Here is a 16,984-nt window from a genome sequence, read left to right on the forward strand (position 1 = left end):
GCCCGGACGTCGGGCCGGCGAACCGGCCGGATCAGGCGAGGTCGAACCGGTCCAGGTTCATCACCTTGTCGAACGCGGCGACGAAGTCCTTGACGAACTTCTCCTTCGCGTCGTCGCTGGCGTAGACCTCGGCGACGGCGCGCAGCTCCGAGTTGGAGCCGAAGACGAGGTCGGCGCGGCTGCCGGCCCACTTCAGCTCGCCCGTGGCCGCGTCCCGGCCCTCGAAGGTGGTCTGGTCCTCGGAGGTCGACTTCCACGTGGTGCCCATGTCGAGCAGGTTGACGAAGAAGTCGTTGGTGAGGACGCCGGGCGTCTTGGTGAAGACGCCGAGCTGCGACCGCTGGTAGTTGGCGCCGAGCACGCGCAGGCCGCCGATGAGGACGGTCAGCTCGGGGGCGCTGAGGGTGAGCAGGTTGGCCCGGTCCAGCAGCAGGTACTCGGCCGGCAGCCGGTTGCCCTTGCCGAGGTAGTTGCGGAAGCCGTCCGCGGTCGGCTCCAGCGCCTCGAAGGACTCGGTGTCGGTCTGCTCCTCGGTGGCGTCCACCCGGCCCGGCGTGAACGGCACCCGGACCTCGAAGCCGCCTTCCTTGGCCGCCTTCTCGACGGCGGCGACACCGCCGAGGACGATCAGGTCGGCGAGCGAGACCTGCTTGGCGCCGGAGGAGGCGTTGAAGTCCCGCTGGATGCCCTCCAGGGTGCGCAGCACCTGGGCCAGCTCGTCGGGCTCGTTGACCTCCCACTCGCGCTGCGGGGCGAGGCGGATGCGGGCGCCGTTGGCGCCGCCGCGCTTGTCGCTGCCGCGGAAGGTGGACGCGGAGGCCCAGGCGGTGGTGACCAGCTGGGACACGCTCAGGCCCGATTCGAGCAGCTTGGCCTTCAGCGCCGCGATGTCCGCGTCGTCGATCAGCTCGCCCTCGCGCTCCGGCAGCGGGTCCTGCCAGATGAGGGTCTCCTCCGGGACCTCCGGGCCGAGGTAGAGGGACTTCGGGCCCATGTCGCGGTGGGTGAGCTTGTACCAGGCGCGGGCGAAGGCGTCGGCGAACTCCTGCGGGTTCTCGTGGAAGCGGCGGGAGATCGGCTCGTAGATCGGGTCGAAGCGCAGGGCGAGGTCCGTGGTGAGCATCGTGGGCAGACGCTTCTGGGTCGGGTCCTGCGGGTCGGGGATCGTGGCCTCGGCATCCTTGGCGACCCACTGCTTGGCACCGGCCGGGGACTCGGTCAGTTCCCATTCGTAGCGGAAGAGGTTGTCGAAGAAGCCGTTGCCCCACCGGGTCGGGGTGGAGGTCCAGGTGACCTCCAGGCCGGAGCCGATGGCGTCCCTGCCCTTGCCGGAGCGGTAGGTGCTCTTCCAGCCGAGGCCCTGCTCCTCCAGGCCGGCGGCCTCGGGGTCGAGGCCGACGTGGTCGGCGGGGCCGGCGCCGTGGGTCTTGCCGAAGGTGTGGCCGCCCGCGATCAGGGCGACGGTCTCCTCGTCGTTCATGGCCATGCGGCGGAAGGTCTCGCGGATGTCGCGGGCCGCGGCCAGCGGGTCCGGGTTGCCGTTGGGGCCCTCGGGATTGACGTAGATCAGGCCCATCTGGACGGCGCCGAGCGGGTTCTCCAGCTCACGGTCGCCCGTGTAGCGCTTGTCGTCCAGCCAGGTGGTCTCGGGACCCCAGTAGACGTCCTCCTCCGGCTCCCACACGTCCTTGCGGCCGCCGCCGAAACCGAAGGTCTGGAAGCCCATGGACTCCAGCGCCACGTTGCCGGCGAGGATCATCAGGTCGCCCCAGGAGATCTTCTGGCCGTACTTCTTCTTGATCGGCCACAGCAGCCGGCGGGCCCGGTCCAGCAGGACGTTGTCCGGCCAGCTGTTCAGCGGGGCGAAGCGCTGCTGGCCGCGGCCGCCGCCGCCGCGGCCGTCGCTGATGCGGTAGGTACCGGCGCTGTGCCAGGCCATCCGGACCATCAGCGGCCCGTAGTGGCCGAAGTCGGCGGGCCACCAGTCCTGCGAGGTGGTGAGCAGTTCCTCGATGTCCCGCTTCACGGCGGGCAGGTCGAGGCTCTGGAAGGCCGCGGCGTAGTCGAATTCCTCGCCCAGCGGGTTGGCCGCGGGCGGGTTCTTCGCGAGGATCTTCAAATTGAGCCGGTCCGGCCACCACTGGCGGTTGCCGCCGCCCTGGGTCGGATGCGGGGCCCGGTCGTGAGCGACGGGGCAGCCGCCGCTCCCCTCCTCCGACTTCGCGTCTGTGACGATCGCGTCGTGGTTCTCAGTCATGGCAATCCTTCCGAACTAAGCGGAACCAGGTGCTCAGGAACTGCGGCCGGTGGAACAGTCGGGGCACACGCCCCAGTAGACGACCTCGGCTTCGTCGATGGCGAAGCCCCGGTCGTCCGCGGCGGTCAGGCAGGGCGCGTCGCCGACGGCGCAGTCGACGTCGACGACGGCGCCGCAGGACCGGCACACGATGTGGTGGTGGTTGTCGCCGACGCGCCCCTCGAACCGGGCCGGGTGGCCGGCGGGCTCGATGCGGCGCACGAGCCCCGCCGCGGTCAGGGCGTGCAGGGCTTCGTAGACGGCTTGCAGGGAGATGTGGCCTACGCGGTCGCGGACCCCGGAGGCGATCGCCTCGGCGCCGAGGTGGTCGCCGTCCCGGACCGTTTCCAGCAGCGCGACGCGAGTCGCCGTCACGCGCAGGCCGGCACCGCGGAGCTCCTCGGCGGTGGTCGGAGTCGGGGAGGCGGTCATGGGGCCGAACCTACTCTCAGAAACACGAGGGGTTCAAGAAAACGAACCATGCAATTCCGGTCGCCCGCCGGTGTACGGCGTTCACCTCCGCGTGGCCTCGCCCGGGGACATGCACGCATCATGTGGCCCCACCCCACTCTCCCCGGCCGCGGCAAGCCGAACCGTCCACCGATCGGGTGAGAGGGGACGGACGGCCGGCTCGCCCGCTACTTCAGGATGTTGACGGCGCGCGCCACCACGAGGGCCACGGTCACCAGGGACACCGAGGACTGCAGCAGCATCAGCATCTTGGACCAGCGCGACAGGGGCATCACGTCGGTCGGGCTGAAGGCCGTTGCGTTGGTGAACGAGAGATACAGGTAGTCGAGGAACTCCGGCTCCCAGTCCGCGGGCGCCAGCTCGGGGTTCTGCATCTGCACGAAGAGGAAGTCGGCGTACTGCCGCTCCCCGCGGACCCGGGCCATCGGGCCGCCGCGGTCGGATTCCCAGTACCACAGCGCGAAGACGATCACATTGGTGAACCAGATGACGGCGCCGGCCCGCAGCAGCGGCACCCCGCCCTGACCCCCGCCGCCGTGCAGCAGGTCCACCACCAGCCGGGCCGCCGACCACCCGTTGGCCAGGCTGATGACCCCGATCAGGAGCAGTCCCAGCCAGCGCAGCCACCGCGTCCGCGGCTCGACCCGCCGGGGGTTGCCGGCCACCAGCGCCAGCAGCAGCGCGAACTCCAGCACCGGCAGCACCCAGACCGGCCGCAGCAGTGTGAGCCGGTGCGGCAGCACGAGTTGCAGGGCGATCGCGGCCAGCATCACGGCCGTCACGGCCCAGCGCGTCTCGCCCCGTGTCGCCCGGCGCCACGCCGGGACCAGTTCACGCTCGCCGCTGCGCAGCAGCCGCTCGATCCTGGCCAGCCGGCTGTCGGCGTCGTCCCTGTCGTCGGTCATGCCGGTCATTGTCCCGGGCCCGCGCCCCGCGGAAGCGGCCGGGACGGCACGCCCGACGCGTGTCCGTCAGACGGACCGCTCCTCACGCGCCCCCGGCTCGCTCCGGCCGGGCTCGCGCCGCCAGGCGGGGAGCACCTCGCGACCGTGGGCCTCGTTGATGACGCCGGCCGCCGACGCGTACCAGGCGGCGAGGCCGGTGAGGATGCCGAACCAGCCGCCCACCTGGGTCATGACGTGCGGCGGGACGCCCGTCTGGAACGACCCGATGGCCAGGAAGAGGAAGGTCAGGGTCAGCAGCACGAACACCGCCAGCACGGGGAGGCTGACGCGCAGGGCGCCCACGGTCATGTAGGCGGTGAAGACGGCCCACCCGAGCAGGTACAGCCCCAGCGCGTTGTGCGCGTCCCCGGCGAGCGCCACGCGCGGCGCTATCCACCAGTACGACAGCCAGAAGGCGGCGAACGAGACGAACGCCGTCGCGGCGAAGGTGTTGCCCCTGCGGAACTCGAAGAGACCCGCGGCGAACTGGGCGAGACCGCCGTAGAACGCGGCGACACCCAGGACCGGCAGGATCGCGGCGGGCTCCTTCAGCAGGTTGGTGTTGACGATCGACAGCAGCAGCGTCGACAGGGCGAAGCCGGCCAGTCCCAGCGGGGCGGGATCGGCCCAGGCCGCGCACGGGGCCGCCTCGGGCGGCCGCTCCGAAAGGGGGCTCCTCGTGTCCTCGTGCATAACCGGCATTCCCTTCGGCCAGTGGTCAGCAGGGCCGACGGCCCTGGCGCGCCTAGCCCGCAAACATGCTGGTCAGTGCCCCCGAGGCGGGCTGTGACACTCGCGTGCCACCTAGATACACCTGTACGGAAAGTACCCATTCGCACCAGTTCTCAGCCCTCGCATCCCTCACCGATCCCGCCACCCCCTCCCGGGCCGTGCCCCGGGCTCCGTCCGTCCGTGCCCTGCCGGGCCGGGTGCGCACGTCGGTTCGGCGCGGCTCGGCGAACGTCGTGGTGGCCGGGGCGCGCCCTTCCGCGGGTGCCGGTCGCGGTCCTAGGGTGAGCCCGCCGTCGGGCGCCGCCGGGAGGGGAAATGATGGTGCGCGGGATCGGGTTGCTCCGCCACGCCGCGCTCTGCGCGGCCGCCGTGCTGCTGTCGGGCGGTCCGGCCTTCGCGGCCTCCGCGACGGCCGCGGCACCCGGGCCGGACCCGGTCGCCGCCCGGCTCGACGCCTACTGGACACCGGCCCGTATGGCGGCCGCCCTGCCCGCGGCTCCCGCGAAGGGCGCCGAGGCGGGCGCCGGCGCCGCTCCCGCGGTGGACGGCCCCCGACCAGGCGAGTACATCCCGCCCAGCCACAGCTTCGCGGGCATCCCGCAGGCCGGTACGTTCTTCTGGACCGACGCCAAGGGCACCGGCCGCACCTGCAGCGGCTCGGTCGTCCGCAGCCCCGGGCGGGACCTGGTGCTCAGCGCGGGGCATTGCCTAAAGGGCTACTCCGGCACCGCCCCGCGGCGCGCTCTGGCCTTCGTCCCCCAGTACCACGACGGGCTCAAACCCTTCGGGATCTTCCCGGTCGTGACGAACGGCGTCTACGTCCCGCAGCAGTACTACGACCTCGGCGAACACGCGGGCGCCGGCTACGACTTCGCCTTCGCGGTCACCGGCCCCAACGAGGACGGCACGGCCCTCGAGGACGCGGTCGGCGGGGTGCGGCTGCTCACCGGGACGGGCTATCTGCACGCACCGGTGCGGATGATCGGCTATCCGGCGGGGGCGGCGCAGCCGCTGGAGTGCTGGAGCCGGACCACGGCGTGGGTCAGCGACGACCCGGCCGAGCCGGGCGTCTTCCCGCGCATCGCCTGTGACGCCTTCGTCGGCGGCACCAGCGGCGGCCCCATGCTGGTCCCGTGGTTCGACGGCTGGGCGGTCGTCGGCGTGATCGGCGGCTACCACACCGGCGGCGACACCGCGCAGGTCTCCTACAGCGCCTACTTCGGCACCGCCACCCGCGCCCTGTACCACGCCGCCACCACCGGAGCGCCGCCCGCGGACCCGACCCCTACGGAAGACCCCGAGCGGAAAGACCAGGGTTGATCCCTGATGACCCGGGGGTGACGAGTCGTCACCCTTGAGCCATGACCGACGAACATCCGCGCGGACGCCGCAGGGGCGTGGGGTTACGGACCCTCCTCGCCTCTGTGGTCGCCGCCTTCTGCACCCTCGCGGTGTCCCTGCCCGCCGCCGCGACCACCGCCGCGACCACCGGCGCGCCGCCGCCCCGCCGCCTGGCGCTGCCCTTTCCGACCGGGCCGCATCCTGTCGGCAAGGTGTCGTTGCACCTGGTGGACACCGCACGCCCCGATCCCTGGCGACAGGGGCCGATACACCGCGAGTTGATGGTCAGCGTGTTCTACCCGGCGGCACGCGCGGCCGGCCGCCCGCAGGCCCCGTACATGCTGCCCGCCGCGGCGGCCCACTTCGACCGTGTCACCGCCGACGACTACCTCCAGCTCGGCGTCCCCACCGGCCGGACCGACTGGGCCGGCGTGGCCACACACGTGGCACTCGGCGCTCCGGTGGCCCCGGGCCGAAGAGGGCGGCTTCCGGTGGTCCTCTACTCCCCGGGGCTGGGCGAACCCCGCACCTGGGGCACCACGTTGGTGACGGACCTGGCCAGCCGCGGCTACGCCGTCGTGACCGTCGACCACACCTATGAGGCGCCCGAGGTCCAGTTCCCGGACGGCTCGCTCGCCACCATGGTGCCGCCCGGCGATCCCGACGCCTTCATCCGCAAGTCGTTGGCCGTCCGGGTCGCGGACATCCGGTTCGTCCTCGACCGGCTGCGGCTGCTCGACGGCGGTCACGACCCCGACGCGGACGGGCAGCGCCTGCCGAAAGGGCTGACCGGCGCGCTGGATCTGTCGAGGGTGGGCATGTTAGGCCACTCGATGGGCGGCAGCGCCGCCGCCCTGGCGATGGACGCCGACCACAGGATCACCGCGGGCATCGACATGGACGGCAACCTGACCTACGTCGACGGTTCGCCGATGCCGGTCGCCCGGCACGGCCTGGACCGGCCGTTCCTGCTGCTGGGCAAGGACGGCGAGACGGACACCGGCCCCGGCTGGCAGGCGTTCCGCGCCCACACACCGGGCTGGACGCGCCAACTGACCCTGCGCGGCTCGGACCACGCCTCGACCACGGACGCGGAGGCCCTCCTGCCTCAGCTGCACCTGTCACCGCCCGTGCAGACCGCCGCCCTCGGCACCCTCGACCCCGCCACGGCGATCCGTACGAGCGAGGCGTACGTGGCCGCCTACTTCGACCACTGGCTGCGCGGCGGCAGCGGGCGGCTGCTGGAGGGGCCGTCGCCGAGGTACCCGGCCATGGAGTTCGTGGACTGACCCGGCCCGTGCGGGTGCGGCGGCAACGGCCGCGGCGGAGGCGTCAGCAGGCGGTCGGCGCATAGAGCGCCAGCTGGTCCTTGACCCACGGGTCGTAGATCGCCAGCTTGCGCTGGGCAGCGGGGTCGAACCGGGCCAGCTGCCCCTCGATCCAGGGGTCGAGGCGGTGGTGCTGCCGGGAGCAGACGGAGGTGGCCTGCGCCGCCGCGGAACGGGCGGCGGCAGCCGGGGCGTGCTGGGGCGCGGCCGACGCGGAGCCGGCGCCGGCGAGCAGCGCGCCACCGACCAGTGCGGCCGAGGCTCCCACCACTGCGGTGTGCCGAATCAGCTTGATCATGACGTTCTCCTTCCTGCGCGGCCGGACGGGCCCGGGGCGCCCTGCGGTGGCTCACCCCGTCGGTGCACGACCGGCCGGTGGGGGCGCCTACCCCGCCACTCACGCCTCACTCGCACTCGTCCGCGTCCGCATCCGCGGGCGGAAGGAGCCGCCGCCGGCTCAGCCGCCCGGCGACGCCTCGGCAGGCGCGGGCGCGGCCCCGCCGGCCGCGCCCGTCGGCGCGCCTCCCATGGCCACGGTTTTGAGCTGCTCCAGCGAGTCCCGTGCCAGCTGGACCAGGGGCCGCCGCTCGTCCGCGGTGATCCAGCGTTCGAAGGCGACCTTGAAGACGGCGACGCCCGTCTCGGCGGTCAGGCTCGCGGCGGGTTCCGGGACGCCCCGGCGGCGCAGGGTGTCGGCGAGGGCTGCCGCGAGCGAGGCGAGCTTGATCAGTTCGCGTTCGCGTAGCTCGGCGGTCGCGGAGATCACGGCGTGCCGCTTGCCCGCGAACTCGCGCAACTCCTCGAACGTCTCGCAGACCGCGTCCAGGCCGGCTGCCAGCGCGTCGAGGGGGGCCGCGGCGAGCGGGGCGTCGGCGACGGCCTCGGTGAACCGCCGCTCCAGTTCACCGGATCCGGCGAACAGGACTTCGCGCTTGTCGGCGTAGTGCCGGAAGAACGTGCGCTCGGTGAGCCCGGCGCGTTTGGCGATCTCCGCCACGGTGGTCTGCTCGAATCCGCGCTCGCCGTACAGCTCCAGCGCCGCCTTCGCCAGCCGCTCCCGCCCGTTCGGCTCCCATCTGCCCATGGCGCGAATCCTACGCGATGACAGTCACCGACATCAGTGCTAGCGTCGATGACAGCCACTGACATCAACTGTCCGGGAGAATACCCATGCGCGTTTTCGTGACCGGTGCGTCCGGCTGGATCGGTTCCGCCGTCGTTCCGGAACTCCTCGACGCGGGCCATCAGGTGGTCGGCCTGGCCCGCTCAGAGGCCTCCGCCGCCGCCCTCACCGCGGCAGGCGCCGAGGTCGTCCGCGGCGGCCTGGACGACCTCGACGTCCTCGCGTCCGCCGCCGCCGACTCGGACGGGGTGATCCACCTCGCCTTCAAGCACGACATCGCCTTCTCCGGTGATTTCCGGGGCGCGGCGGAGGCCGACCGCAGGGCCGTCGACACGCTCACCGGCGCGCTCGCCGGGAGCGACCGCCCCTTCGTCATCGCCTCCGGGGTCGCCGGGCTGAAGCCGGGCCAGGTGTCGACGGAGCGGGACATGCCCAGGGTGGAAGGCGACTCGCCGGTCCTGATCCGGGCGATCACCGCGGAGGCCGTACTGGCATGCGCTGAGCGGGGAGTGCGCTCCAGCGTGGTGCGGCTCGCCCCCACCTGCCACGGCGAGGGGGACCAGGGGTTCGTCGCCGGCCTGATCGGCATAGCGCGGGAGAAGGGCGTCTCCGGGTACGTGGGCGACGGCGCCAACCGCTGGCCGGCCGTGCACCGGCTCGACGCGGCGCGGCTGTTCCGGCTCGCGGTCGAGCAGGCCCCGGCGGGCAGCGTGCTCCACGGCATCGCCGAGGAGGGCGTGCCGATCCGTGAGGTGGCCGAGGCGATCGGCCGCCAGCTCGGTGTACCGGCGGTCTCGGTGAGCGCCGAGGACGCGGCCGCGCACTTCGGCTGGATGAGCGGCTTCGTGGCGATCGACGCCCCCTCGTCGAACGACCTCACCCGCAAGCTGCTCGGCTGGGAGCCGACCCGGCCCGGTCTGCTCGCCGACCTGGCGGAGGGGCACTACTTCCGCGCCCCGGCGGGCAGCACCGCCTGACCCGTCCAAGGCCGCGGCGCGAGGCCCCGCGATCCGTGGGGCCTCGCGCCGCGGCCGGGCTGCGCATCCGGTCGGCCCGCCCCCGGGTGGCAGCAGTCACCGGGGGCGGGCCGGGCGTACCGGCCTCCGGCGCTTCTAGACGTGCGGCGCGCCGAACCACCTCGGCAGCCGGCGGGCCAGGTCCGCCGGGTCCTCTCCGGCCCAGACCACATGGCCGTCCGGGCGCAGCAGCACCGCGGGGACGTCCAGCCGCTCGCTGGAGTCGACGACATGGTCGATCCGGTCCGCCCAGCCGGTCACCGAGAGACGGCCGGTGCCGTCGAGCAGCAGGCCGCGGCCGTGGCGCATCAGCTCGTAGAGGCGGCCGTGCTTCAGTGGCATGTCGGGCAGCCGCCGGCCGAGCAGGTCGTGGCCCTCGCCGACGTCGTAGCAGATCCCGGTCGCGATGATCTTCTCGGTGAGGTGGCGGTTCACCTCCTCGAAGTCCATCAGCTCCGTCACCAGCCGGCGCACCGCCCGGGCGCCCGGTTCGAGGGAGACCAGCTCCATCTGCGCCCGGGTGTTCTCCAGCACGTCGGCGGCCACGGGGTGCCGTTCGCGGTGGTAGGTGTCCAGCAGGCCGGCGGGCGCCCAGCCGGCGATCTCGGCGGCCAGTTTCCAGCCGAGGTTGAAGGCGTCCTGGAGGCCGAGGTTGAGCCCCTGACCGCCCATCGGCGGGTGGACGTGCGCCGCGTCGCCGGCCAGCAGGACCCGGCCGTCCCGGTAGCGCTCGGCCAGCCGGGTGCCGTCGCCGAAGCGAGCGAGCCGGCGCGGCTCGTGCATGCCGAAGTCGGTGCCGGCGACGGCCCGCAGCTGCCGTCGCACCTCCTCGGGCGTCGGCGGGACCGAACGGTCCTCGGCCACCCCCTCGGCGGGTACGACGACGCGGTACACGCCCTCGCCGATGGGCATGGCGCCGAAGCGCAGCTGTGTCCTGCGGACGTCGGCGACCACGGCGGCCACCTCCTCCGGGGACGCCGTCAGCCGCATCTCGCCCAGGAGGGTGTCGACCCGCGAGGGCTCGCCCGGAAACCCGATGCCGAGCAGTTTGCGCACCGTGCTGCGACCGCCGTCGCAGCCGACGAGATAGCGCGCACGCAGCCGGGTGCCGTCGGCCAGTTCGGCGCTCACCCCGTCCGCGTCCTGGCTCAGTCCGGTCAGTTCGCTGCCGCGGCGCAGTTCGGCGCCCAGTTCGACGGCGTGCTCGGCCAGCAGGCGGTCGGTCACGGGCTGCGGGATGCCGAGGACGTACCCGTGCGCGGTGTCCAGGCCCTGCGGCTCCGGCTTGCGGATGCCCGCGAAGAAGCCGCCGAGCGGATGCCGCCGGCCGAGCGCCAGGAACCGGTCCAGCAGACCGCGCTGGTCCAGCACCTCGATGCTGCGCACGTGCAGGCCGAGCGCCCGGACGATCCCGGTCGGCTCCGTCTCCTTCTCCAGCACGACCGTGCGCACGCCGTGCAGCCGCAGCTCGGCGGCGAGCATCAGCCCGGTCGGTCCGCCGCCCGCGATGATCACGTCGATCAAGGAATTCCCCCCATGTGCCCAGGTCACGGGCCGCACAGTCACCGGCGGCCCGTCGTTCAGGCTGGTGATTGTGCGCCCCCGAGGGGGGCTTGCCGCAAGGCCCCCCACCCGCTATACGTTGAGAGTGGCAAGGAGTACGCGCTCCTTGCCTTTCCTGTTCGCCCCTCCGGTGTTCGTTGGGCCGGACGGGTGACCTCCCTTCGGGTGAACGCCGGGCGGGGCACGGCCTGCGGACGGCGTCCCCGGGGGCCCTTTGCCGCCGAGCGGTCACCGTGAACGCATTGACGCAGCGCGTTGTCAAGATTGCGGACGGTGACGAGGCGGGGGTGGCGGGAGTCCGCGATAAACGGGAGGCATGAGACCGTTCCGCATCCAGTCCTGGGCCACCGCCGTGCTCCTCGCGGGCGCCTGCGCCCTCACCGGCCCGGCGACCGTTCCGGCCGCGCAGGGAGCGCCAAACAGGACGGCCGTGGCCTATGTGGCGCTCGGGGACTCGTACTCGGCCGGGGTGGGCGCCGGCAGCTATCTCGGCTCGGGCGCGGAGTGCCTGCGCAGCAGCAAGGCGTACCCCGCGCTGTGGGCCTCGACCCACGCCTCGTCCTTCGCCTTCGTGGCCTGCAACGGCGCCAGGACCGGCGACGTCCTGGCCAAGCAGCTGGGGCCCCTCGACGCCCGGACCGACCTGGTCAGCGTCACCGCCGGCGGCAGTGACGCGAGCTGGGCGAAGGTCATGGGAATCTGCGCCCTGCCCGGCACCACCACGTGCATGTCCGCCGTCGCCAACGCGCGCGACTACGTCGACAAGAACCTCCCGGCCAACCTGGACCGGCTCTACTCGGCGATCCGGGCCAAGGCGCCGTCCGCCCATGTCGTGGTGCTCGGGTATCCGCACTTCTACCAGCTGCACGGCACCTGTGCGCGCGGGCTCGACGACAGCGAGCGGGCCGCGCTCAACGCGGCCATCGACCACCTCGACAGCCTGATCGCCCAGCGCGCCACCCGGCACGGCTTCACGTTCGCCGACGCCCGCACGGCGTTCAGCGGGCACGAGATCTGCTCGGCCGGCCCCTGGATGCACAGCGTCGAGCTGCTGGACCTGACGGAGTCGTACCACCCCACGGCCTCGGGCCAGTCCCTCGGCTATCTGCCCCTGTTCACGCGCACGGCCTGAGCCGGCCGGGGCGGGGCACCGCCGTCAGCGGTCGCCGAAGGGGCGGCGGGGACGGCCGCGGGTGGCGCCGAAGCCGGTCTCGTGGTCCCAGACGTGGGTGCAGGTGGGGCACTGGAGGTGGAGCACGCTGCCGGTGTTGGACAGCAGATAGCGCCAGTGCCTGCCGCACCTGCGGCGTTCCTCGCAGGTGGCGCAGCCGCGGTGGTCCGCGCAGTTGGGGCAGGTCACCCAGGCGCGGCGGCCGATGTCGGCGTGCGGATCAAGCGGCAGCACGGCCGTCTCCGCGCTCGGGCAGGACACCGGCGGCGACCAGTTCGTCGTAGATGCGCTGCTGGTCCTCGTCGAGGCCGGAGTAGAGCAGATCGCGGGCGGCGTCCTCGTCGCGCAGCGCCTTGACGGGATCCCAGCCGGGAGCGACGGCGTCCATGACGTGGGCCCGGCGAAGCATCTCGTGGGCGGTGAGGTCGACGGAGAACTCGACCGGTGCGGCGGCGGGGGTGGGGTCATACGCGGACATACGTACGAACTTAGGGAGCCCTTCTCCGCTCCGGCAAGGCCGGGTGGGGGACCTCACAGCGGGCCGGCGGCATGGACGGCGAACGGCCCGGTGCCGCACGTGCGCGGTACCGGGCCGTTCGATCACCGGGTGAGCGGGGCCGACGCCCTCCCCCGGAGCGCGGTGCTCCTCGCGAAGGGCTCAGTGCTCCTCGCGGGACGTCAACGCTCCTCGCGGAAGGGGACGTGCTCCCCGACGACCGGGTCGTACTTGCGCAGAACGAGCCGGTCGGGGTCGTTGAGACGGTTCTTTCGCGTCACGTAGGTGACGCCGGTCCCGGCGGTCGACTTCAGCTTGACGACGGGACGCGCGGTGCTGCGTGCCATGTGCTCGCTACCTTTCCGCCCGGCTTCCGCCCTCCTCGGGCTATGTCCCGGGCATGCCAATCACGGTCGTCAACCGGGCCGGTGGCCGGGATATTCCGTCGCCGGGTCCGCCCGGCGGTCCCCTCCCACTGGGAGTTTTCTGTGGGATCCGTGCGGTGGACGGCCGGTAGAGGCGGCATCGGGGCCTCGCTCTGCGGAAACTCCCAGGATCTCTCCGGAACCGGACAGCGGGCGCTGCCAGGCTCGGCGCTCCCCGAAGAGCACGACGTGATCTGGAGTCGCCCCCGTGGCCTCGTTCCTTTGCAAGCTGGGCCGGTTCTCCTTCCGGAAACGCTGGTTCGTGGTGGTGGTGTGGACCGGCCTGCTGGTGCTGGCCGGCCTGCTCGCCGCCCGGGCCGCCCCCGCACCCCCCAACGACTTCTCCATGCCGGGCACGGAGGCACAGCGCGCCTCCGACCTGCTGGGGGACGGTTTCCCCGGGCTGCACGCCGACGGCGCCACCGCCCGGGTGGTGTTCCGGGTCGAGGACGGGAAGATCTCCGATCCCGAGGTCAGGCGGGAAGTGGAGGCGACCGTCCGCGCGCTGGGCGCGGACCCCCAGGTGAGCCAGGCGACCGATCCGTTCCGGACGGGTTCGGTGAGCAAGGACGGCTCGACCGCCTACAGCCAGGTCTCCTACGAGGTCTCCTCCTCTCATCTCAAGGACTCCTCGCGGTCGGCGCTGCTGAAGACCGTGGCGGACGCCCGGTCCGCCACACTGACCGTGGAGGCGGGCGGCAATGCCGTCTCGGCGGTGACGGCCGGCGGCCACTCCAAGGAGGCGATCGGCCTCGCGGTCGCCGCGGTGGTCCTGGTGCTCACCTTCGGTTCGCTCGTGGCGGCGGGGCTGCCGCTGCTGACGGCCCTGCTGGGGGTCGGCACCGGCTCCTGCGTGATCAAGGCCCTGTCCGCCCCGCTCGGTCTCGGCACCACGACCACCGGTCTGGCCACCATGATCGGCCTGGCCGTGGGCATCGACTACGCGCTGTTCGTGGTCTCCCGCTACCGCGCCGAACTCGCCCGGGGCCGCGACCGCGAGGACGCCGCCGCACATGCGGTGGGCACGGCCGGGTCGGCCGTGGTCTTCGCCGGCACGACCGTGGTGATCGCGCTGGTCGGACTGCTGGTGGTGAACATCCCGCTGCTCACGCAGATGGGCTTCGCCGCGGCGGGCACGGTGGTGCTCGCGGTGCTGATCGCCCTCACCCTGATCCCGGCGCTCCTCGGCATCGCGGGCCGGCGCATCGGTCCGCCGCGTCCGCCGCGCCGCCGCAAGGGCCGTAGGGCCGGTGACGGCCTCGGGGTGCGCTGGGCGCGCTTCGTCGTCCGCCGGCCGGTCGCCGTGCTGCTGACCGGGGTGGCCGCGCTGGCCGCGGTGGCCGTTCCGGTCGCCTCGCTCCAGCTGGGGTTGCCCGGTGACGCGAGCCAGCCGGTGTCGACCACCCAGCGCAGGGCCTACGACCTGGTCACCGAGGGCTTCGGACCCGGCTTCAACGGTCCGCTGACCGTGGTCGTCCAGGCCGCCTCCGGCGGCCCCGCCAAGGCCGCCGCCGAGAAGACCGCCCACCAGGTGAGCGGCCTGGACGACGTCGCCTCGGTGGGCCGGCCCCGGCTCAGCGAGTCCGGTGACACCGCCGTCCTCAACGTCGTACCGGCGAGCCCGCCCGGCAGCGAGCAGACCTCCGATCTGCTGAACGCCCTGCGCGACCCGGGCCTGGCGCACACGGCGGACGCCCGGATCCTGGTCGGCGGCAGCACCGCCATGAACGCCGATGTCTCCCAGAAGCTGTCCGACGCCCTGCTGCCCTATCTCGCCCTCGTGGTGGGCCTGGCGTTCCTGCTGCTGATCGCCGTCTTCCGGTCCCTGCTCGTCCCGCTCAAGGCGGCGCTCGGCTTCCTGCTGTCGGTCCTGGCCGGACTGGGCGCGGTCGTCGCCGTGTTCCAGTGGGGCTGGCTGGCACAGTTCCTCGGAGTCGCCCAGCCGGGCCCGGTGATCTCGATGATGCCGATCTTCATGGTCGGTGTGGTCTTCGGTCTGGCCATGGACTACGAGGTCTTCCTGGTGACGCGGATGCGCGAGGCGTACGTCCACGGCAGGACGCCGCTGGAGGCGATCGCGGACGGGTTCCGGCACAGCGCGCGGGTCGTCGTCGCGGCGGCGGTGATCATGATCTCGGTGTTCGCCGCCTTCATGGGCTCGGACGAGCAGATGCTCAAGACCATCGGGTTCGGCCTCGCGATCGCGGTGTTCTTCGACGCGTTCGTCGTCCGGATGGCGATCGTGCCGGCGGTGCTCGCCCTGCTCGGCGACCGTGCCTGGCGGCTGCCGCGGCTGCTGGACCGCTTGGTGCCGAACCTGGACGTGGAGGGCGAGCGGCTGGCAGCGGCCACGGTGCCCGCCGCGCCGGCCCCCGAGGAACCGGCCGCCCACCGCGACGAGACCGCCGAGGCAGGCCGGCCCGGTCCCGGCGCCTGACCGCCCGCGGTACCCGCCCCTTCGCACCGTCCCGCCCGTCACTCACCCGCAGAGGAGTCCGCCCATGCCCGCCTCACCACAGCCCGGCACCGCCCCGCCGCGTGGACCGTGGCGCCATGCCCTGGAAGGAGCCCTCGCCGTCCTGGCCGCGATCGCGGTGATGGCCGTCACGGCGTGGGCGGGGCTGCTGGCCCTGGGGGCCGACGCGATCGCGCCGCTGTCCCGGCTCGTGCCCACCGTGCTGAGCATGGCCTTCGGCGGCGCGGTCGGCCTGGAGTCCGCTCCTTCGGCCGCCCCGGCGGCCGGGGGCGGGCTGCTCGGCGCGCTGGGCGGCTCGGGCGGTGGTCTCGGCCTCGGCGTCCACGGGGAGGTGCGGGCCCTGCCGTTGATGCTGACGTTCCTGGGCACGGCCGTGCTGGCGACGGTGTTCTTCCGGCCGCTGCGCCGCCGGGCGCGCCCGGTCCCGGCACTGCTGTGGGCCCGCGCGGGCGGGGCACTGAGCACCGCCGCCGTGCTGCTGCCGGTCCTCGCGCTGGTCGGCCGGGGGACGGCGCGGCTGCCCCGCTCGGTGACGGAACGGCTCGGCGCCAGGGCGGGCGGCGCCGGTGGGGGCATGGGCGGCCTCGGGGCCCTCGGCGCGGGCACGGGCGGCTCCGGCAAGGGCCTGGCTGGCGCCCTCTCCTCGGTGGTCTTCCACTCCGACGTCGTGACCACCGCCTTCCTCGGGGTGCTGGGGGTGTGCGCCGTGCTGGGGATCGGCTGTGTGGCGGCACGGCGTACGAGCCTGCCCCGGCCGGTGGTGCTGAGCCGGATGCGCCTGAAGTGGCATCCCGTGGCCTCCACGCTGACCGGGATGGCCGCCGTGGCGTGCTGCCTGGTCCTCGCGCTGGCGGTGCTCACCGGGGCGACGGCGCCGGGCGGCCGGGAGCAGGCGGCCCGGGCCGCCGGTGTGCTGCTGCTGGCCGGGCCCGGTCTGCTCGCCGTCCTGCTCACCTCCGGGCTCGGTGCCTCCTGGGAGGCCGCCTTCCGGCGCGAGCAGGGCGACGGCGGCGGGATGCTCGGGATGCTCGGCGGCGGGACCGGTGCCGGTGGCGCGGGGAAGGACAGGTCCCTCGCCGTGGGCGACTGGTCCGGCGCCGGTGCGCCGCTGTGGCTGATCGGGCTGGTGCTGCTGCTGGTCCTGCTGGTGCTCGCCGGATATCTGGTCGCGGCCCGCACACCGGCCCGCTCCGCGCGCGAGGAGGCGGACGCCCTGCTCGGCCGGCATCTGGAGTCGGCGCTGCGGACGGGCGTCGCGGTGGCCGCGGCCGTCCTGCTGTGCTGTGTGACGGCCCAGGTCTCGCTGCGGATGGGCATCGAGGTGATGGGCGGCGAGATGGGCGCGGTGACGGCCGGTCTGGACGCGGCGGTGCGGCTGAGCGGTCTCACCGGATTCGTGGCGGCCACCGCCGCGTCGTACACGGGCAGCCGGCTGCACGGACTGCGGGCCGCCCGCCGGCCCCCGGTGCCGGGCCCGCCCCGGCCGGGCCCCCGCCGTCGCACGACGGCATCCGAATCGTCCCCCCGGGCCGGTGTGGTCTCATGAATGCGGGCCCCGGTGCTCCGGGGCCCGCACCCGGGCTCCCCTCCTCCGACGTCTGC

16 protein-coding genes are annotated in these 16,984 nt (G+C 73.4%); 6 read left to right on the plus strand and 10 right to left on the minus strand.

All coding sequences use genetic code 11. The features are described from left to right. Positions 1 to 31: 31 nt before the first annotated feature. From katG to ACSP97_RS02565, 4 genes are all read right to left on the minus strand, one after another. Positions 32 to 2,257 (minus strand): catalase/peroxidase HPI, encoded by a 2,226-nt coding sequence (gene katG, locus ACSP97_RS02550; RefSeq protein WP_440556217.1) that lies wholly within the window; start codon positions 2,255 to 2,257, stop codon positions 32 to 34. 33 nt (positions 2,258 to 2,290) lie between these two features. Then, on the minus strand, positions 2,291 to 2,728 hold the full coding sequence (locus ACSP97_RS02555) for a Fur family transcriptional regulator (protein ID WP_355152200.1): 438 nt from the start codon (positions 2,726 to 2,728) through the stop codon (positions 2,291 to 2,293). Between the two features lie 206 nt (positions 2,729 to 2,934). Continuing rightward, entirely contained in the window at positions 2,935 to 3,672 is a 738-nt protein-coding gene (locus tag ACSP97_RS02560) for a hypothetical protein (RefSeq protein ID WP_355152199.1), read from the minus strand. Between the two features lie 66 nt (positions 3,673 to 3,738). Beyond that, a complete protein-coding gene (locus ACSP97_RS02565; RefSeq protein WP_440556218.1) occupies positions 3,739 to 4,404 on the minus strand; it encodes an acetate uptake transporter in 666 nt (221 codons plus the stop codon). 354 nt (positions 4,405 to 4,758) lie between these two features. Between ACSP97_RS02565 and ACSP97_RS02570 the strand changes: the two genes are divergently transcribed. Both ACSP97_RS02570 and ACSP97_RS02575 read left to right on the plus strand, forming a co-directional pair. Then, positions 4,759 to 5,763 (plus strand): trypsin-like serine peptidase, encoded by a 1,005-nt coding sequence (locus ACSP97_RS02570; protein WP_440556219.1) that lies wholly within the window; start codon positions 4,759 to 4,761, stop codon positions 5,761 to 5,763. A 41-nt stretch (positions 5,764 to 5,804) separates the two neighbouring features. Next, entirely contained in the window at positions 5,805 to 7,073 is a 1,269-nt protein-coding gene (locus ACSP97_RS02575; protein WP_440556220.1) for an alpha/beta hydrolase family protein, read from the plus strand. A gap of 43 nt (positions 7,074 to 7,116) precedes the next feature. On the opposite strand, the gene ACSP97_RS02580 is transcribed toward ACSP97_RS02575, so the two are convergent. Then, positions 7,117 to 7,410, minus strand: a complete 294-nt coding sequence (locus tag ACSP97_RS02580; protein WP_355152195.1) for a hypothetical protein — start codon at positions 7,408 to 7,410, stop codon at positions 7,117 to 7,119. Between the two features lie 159 nt (positions 7,411 to 7,569). Beyond that, positions 7,570 to 8,196, minus strand: a complete 627-nt coding sequence (locus ACSP97_RS02585; protein WP_355329660.1) for a TetR/AcrR family transcriptional regulator — start codon at positions 8,194 to 8,196, stop codon at positions 7,570 to 7,572. 86 nt (positions 8,197 to 8,282) lie between these two features. Between ACSP97_RS02585 and ACSP97_RS02590 the strand changes: the two genes are divergently transcribed. Continuing rightward, positions 8,283 to 9,212, plus strand: a complete 930-nt coding sequence (locus ACSP97_RS02590) for an SDR family oxidoreductase (RefSeq protein WP_355152193.1) — start codon at positions 8,283 to 8,285, stop codon at positions 9,210 to 9,212. A gap of 135 nt (positions 9,213 to 9,347) precedes the next feature. Here the strand turns inward: ACSP97_RS02590 and rox are convergent, their stop codons facing one another. Next, positions 9,348 to 10,775 carry a rifampin monooxygenase gene (gene rox / locus ACSP97_RS02595; RefSeq protein WP_440556221.1) on the minus strand — a complete coding sequence of 476 codons (1,428 nt, stop codon included), beginning with the start codon at positions 10,773 to 10,775 and terminating at the stop codon, positions 9,348 to 9,350. 355 nt (positions 10,776 to 11,130) lie between these two features. Between rox and ACSP97_RS02600 the strand changes: the two genes are divergently transcribed. Then, positions 11,131 to 11,946, plus strand: a complete 816-nt coding sequence (locus tag ACSP97_RS02600) for an SGNH/GDSL hydrolase family protein (RefSeq protein WP_440556222.1) — start codon at positions 11,131 to 11,133, stop codon at positions 11,944 to 11,946. A gap of 24 nt (positions 11,947 to 11,970) precedes the next feature. Here the strand turns inward: ACSP97_RS02600 and ACSP97_RS02605 are convergent, their stop codons facing one another. The 3 genes from ACSP97_RS02605 to rpmG all read right to left on the minus strand — a co-directional run bounded on the left by ACSP97_RS02605 (position 11,971) and on the right by rpmG (position 12,828). After that, on the minus strand, positions 11,971 to 12,219 hold the full coding sequence (locus ACSP97_RS02605) for a hypothetical protein (protein WP_355329652.1): 249 nt from the start codon (positions 12,217 to 12,219) through the stop codon (positions 11,971 to 11,973). Further along, on the minus strand, positions 12,206 to 12,463 hold the full coding sequence (locus ACSP97_RS02610; RefSeq protein ID WP_388289942.1) for a DUF6400 family protein: 258 nt from the start codon (positions 12,461 to 12,463) through the stop codon (positions 12,206 to 12,208). Before ACSP97_RS02610 ends, ACSP97_RS02605 begins: the two co-directional genes overlap by 14 nt. Before the next feature lie 200 nt (positions 12,464 to 12,663). Then, positions 12,664 to 12,828, minus strand: a complete 165-nt coding sequence (gene rpmG, locus ACSP97_RS02615) for a 50S ribosomal protein L33 (RefSeq protein ID WP_070024896.1) — start codon at positions 12,826 to 12,828, stop codon at positions 12,664 to 12,666. A gap of 286 nt (positions 12,829 to 13,114) precedes the next feature. Between rpmG and ACSP97_RS02620 the strand changes: the two genes are divergently transcribed. Both ACSP97_RS02620 and ACSP97_RS02625 read left to right on the plus strand, forming a co-directional pair. Next, a complete protein-coding gene (locus ACSP97_RS02620; protein ID WP_440556223.1) occupies positions 13,115 to 15,343 on the plus strand; it encodes an MMPL family transporter in 2,229 nt (742 codons plus the stop codon). 64 nt (positions 15,344 to 15,407) lie between these two features. Continuing rightward, positions 15,408 to 16,928, plus strand: a complete 1,521-nt coding sequence (locus tag ACSP97_RS02625) for a streptophobe family protein (RefSeq protein WP_440556224.1) — start codon at positions 15,408 to 15,410, stop codon at positions 16,926 to 16,928. Positions 16,929 to 16,984 lie beyond the last annotated feature (56 nt).

The sequence above is a fragment of the Streptomyces sp. SCPE 10 genome, from assembly GCF_051980735.1.
GTDB classification, from domain to species: Bacteria; Actinomycetota; Actinomycetes; order Streptomycetales; family Streptomycetaceae; genus Streptomyces; species Streptomyces misionensis.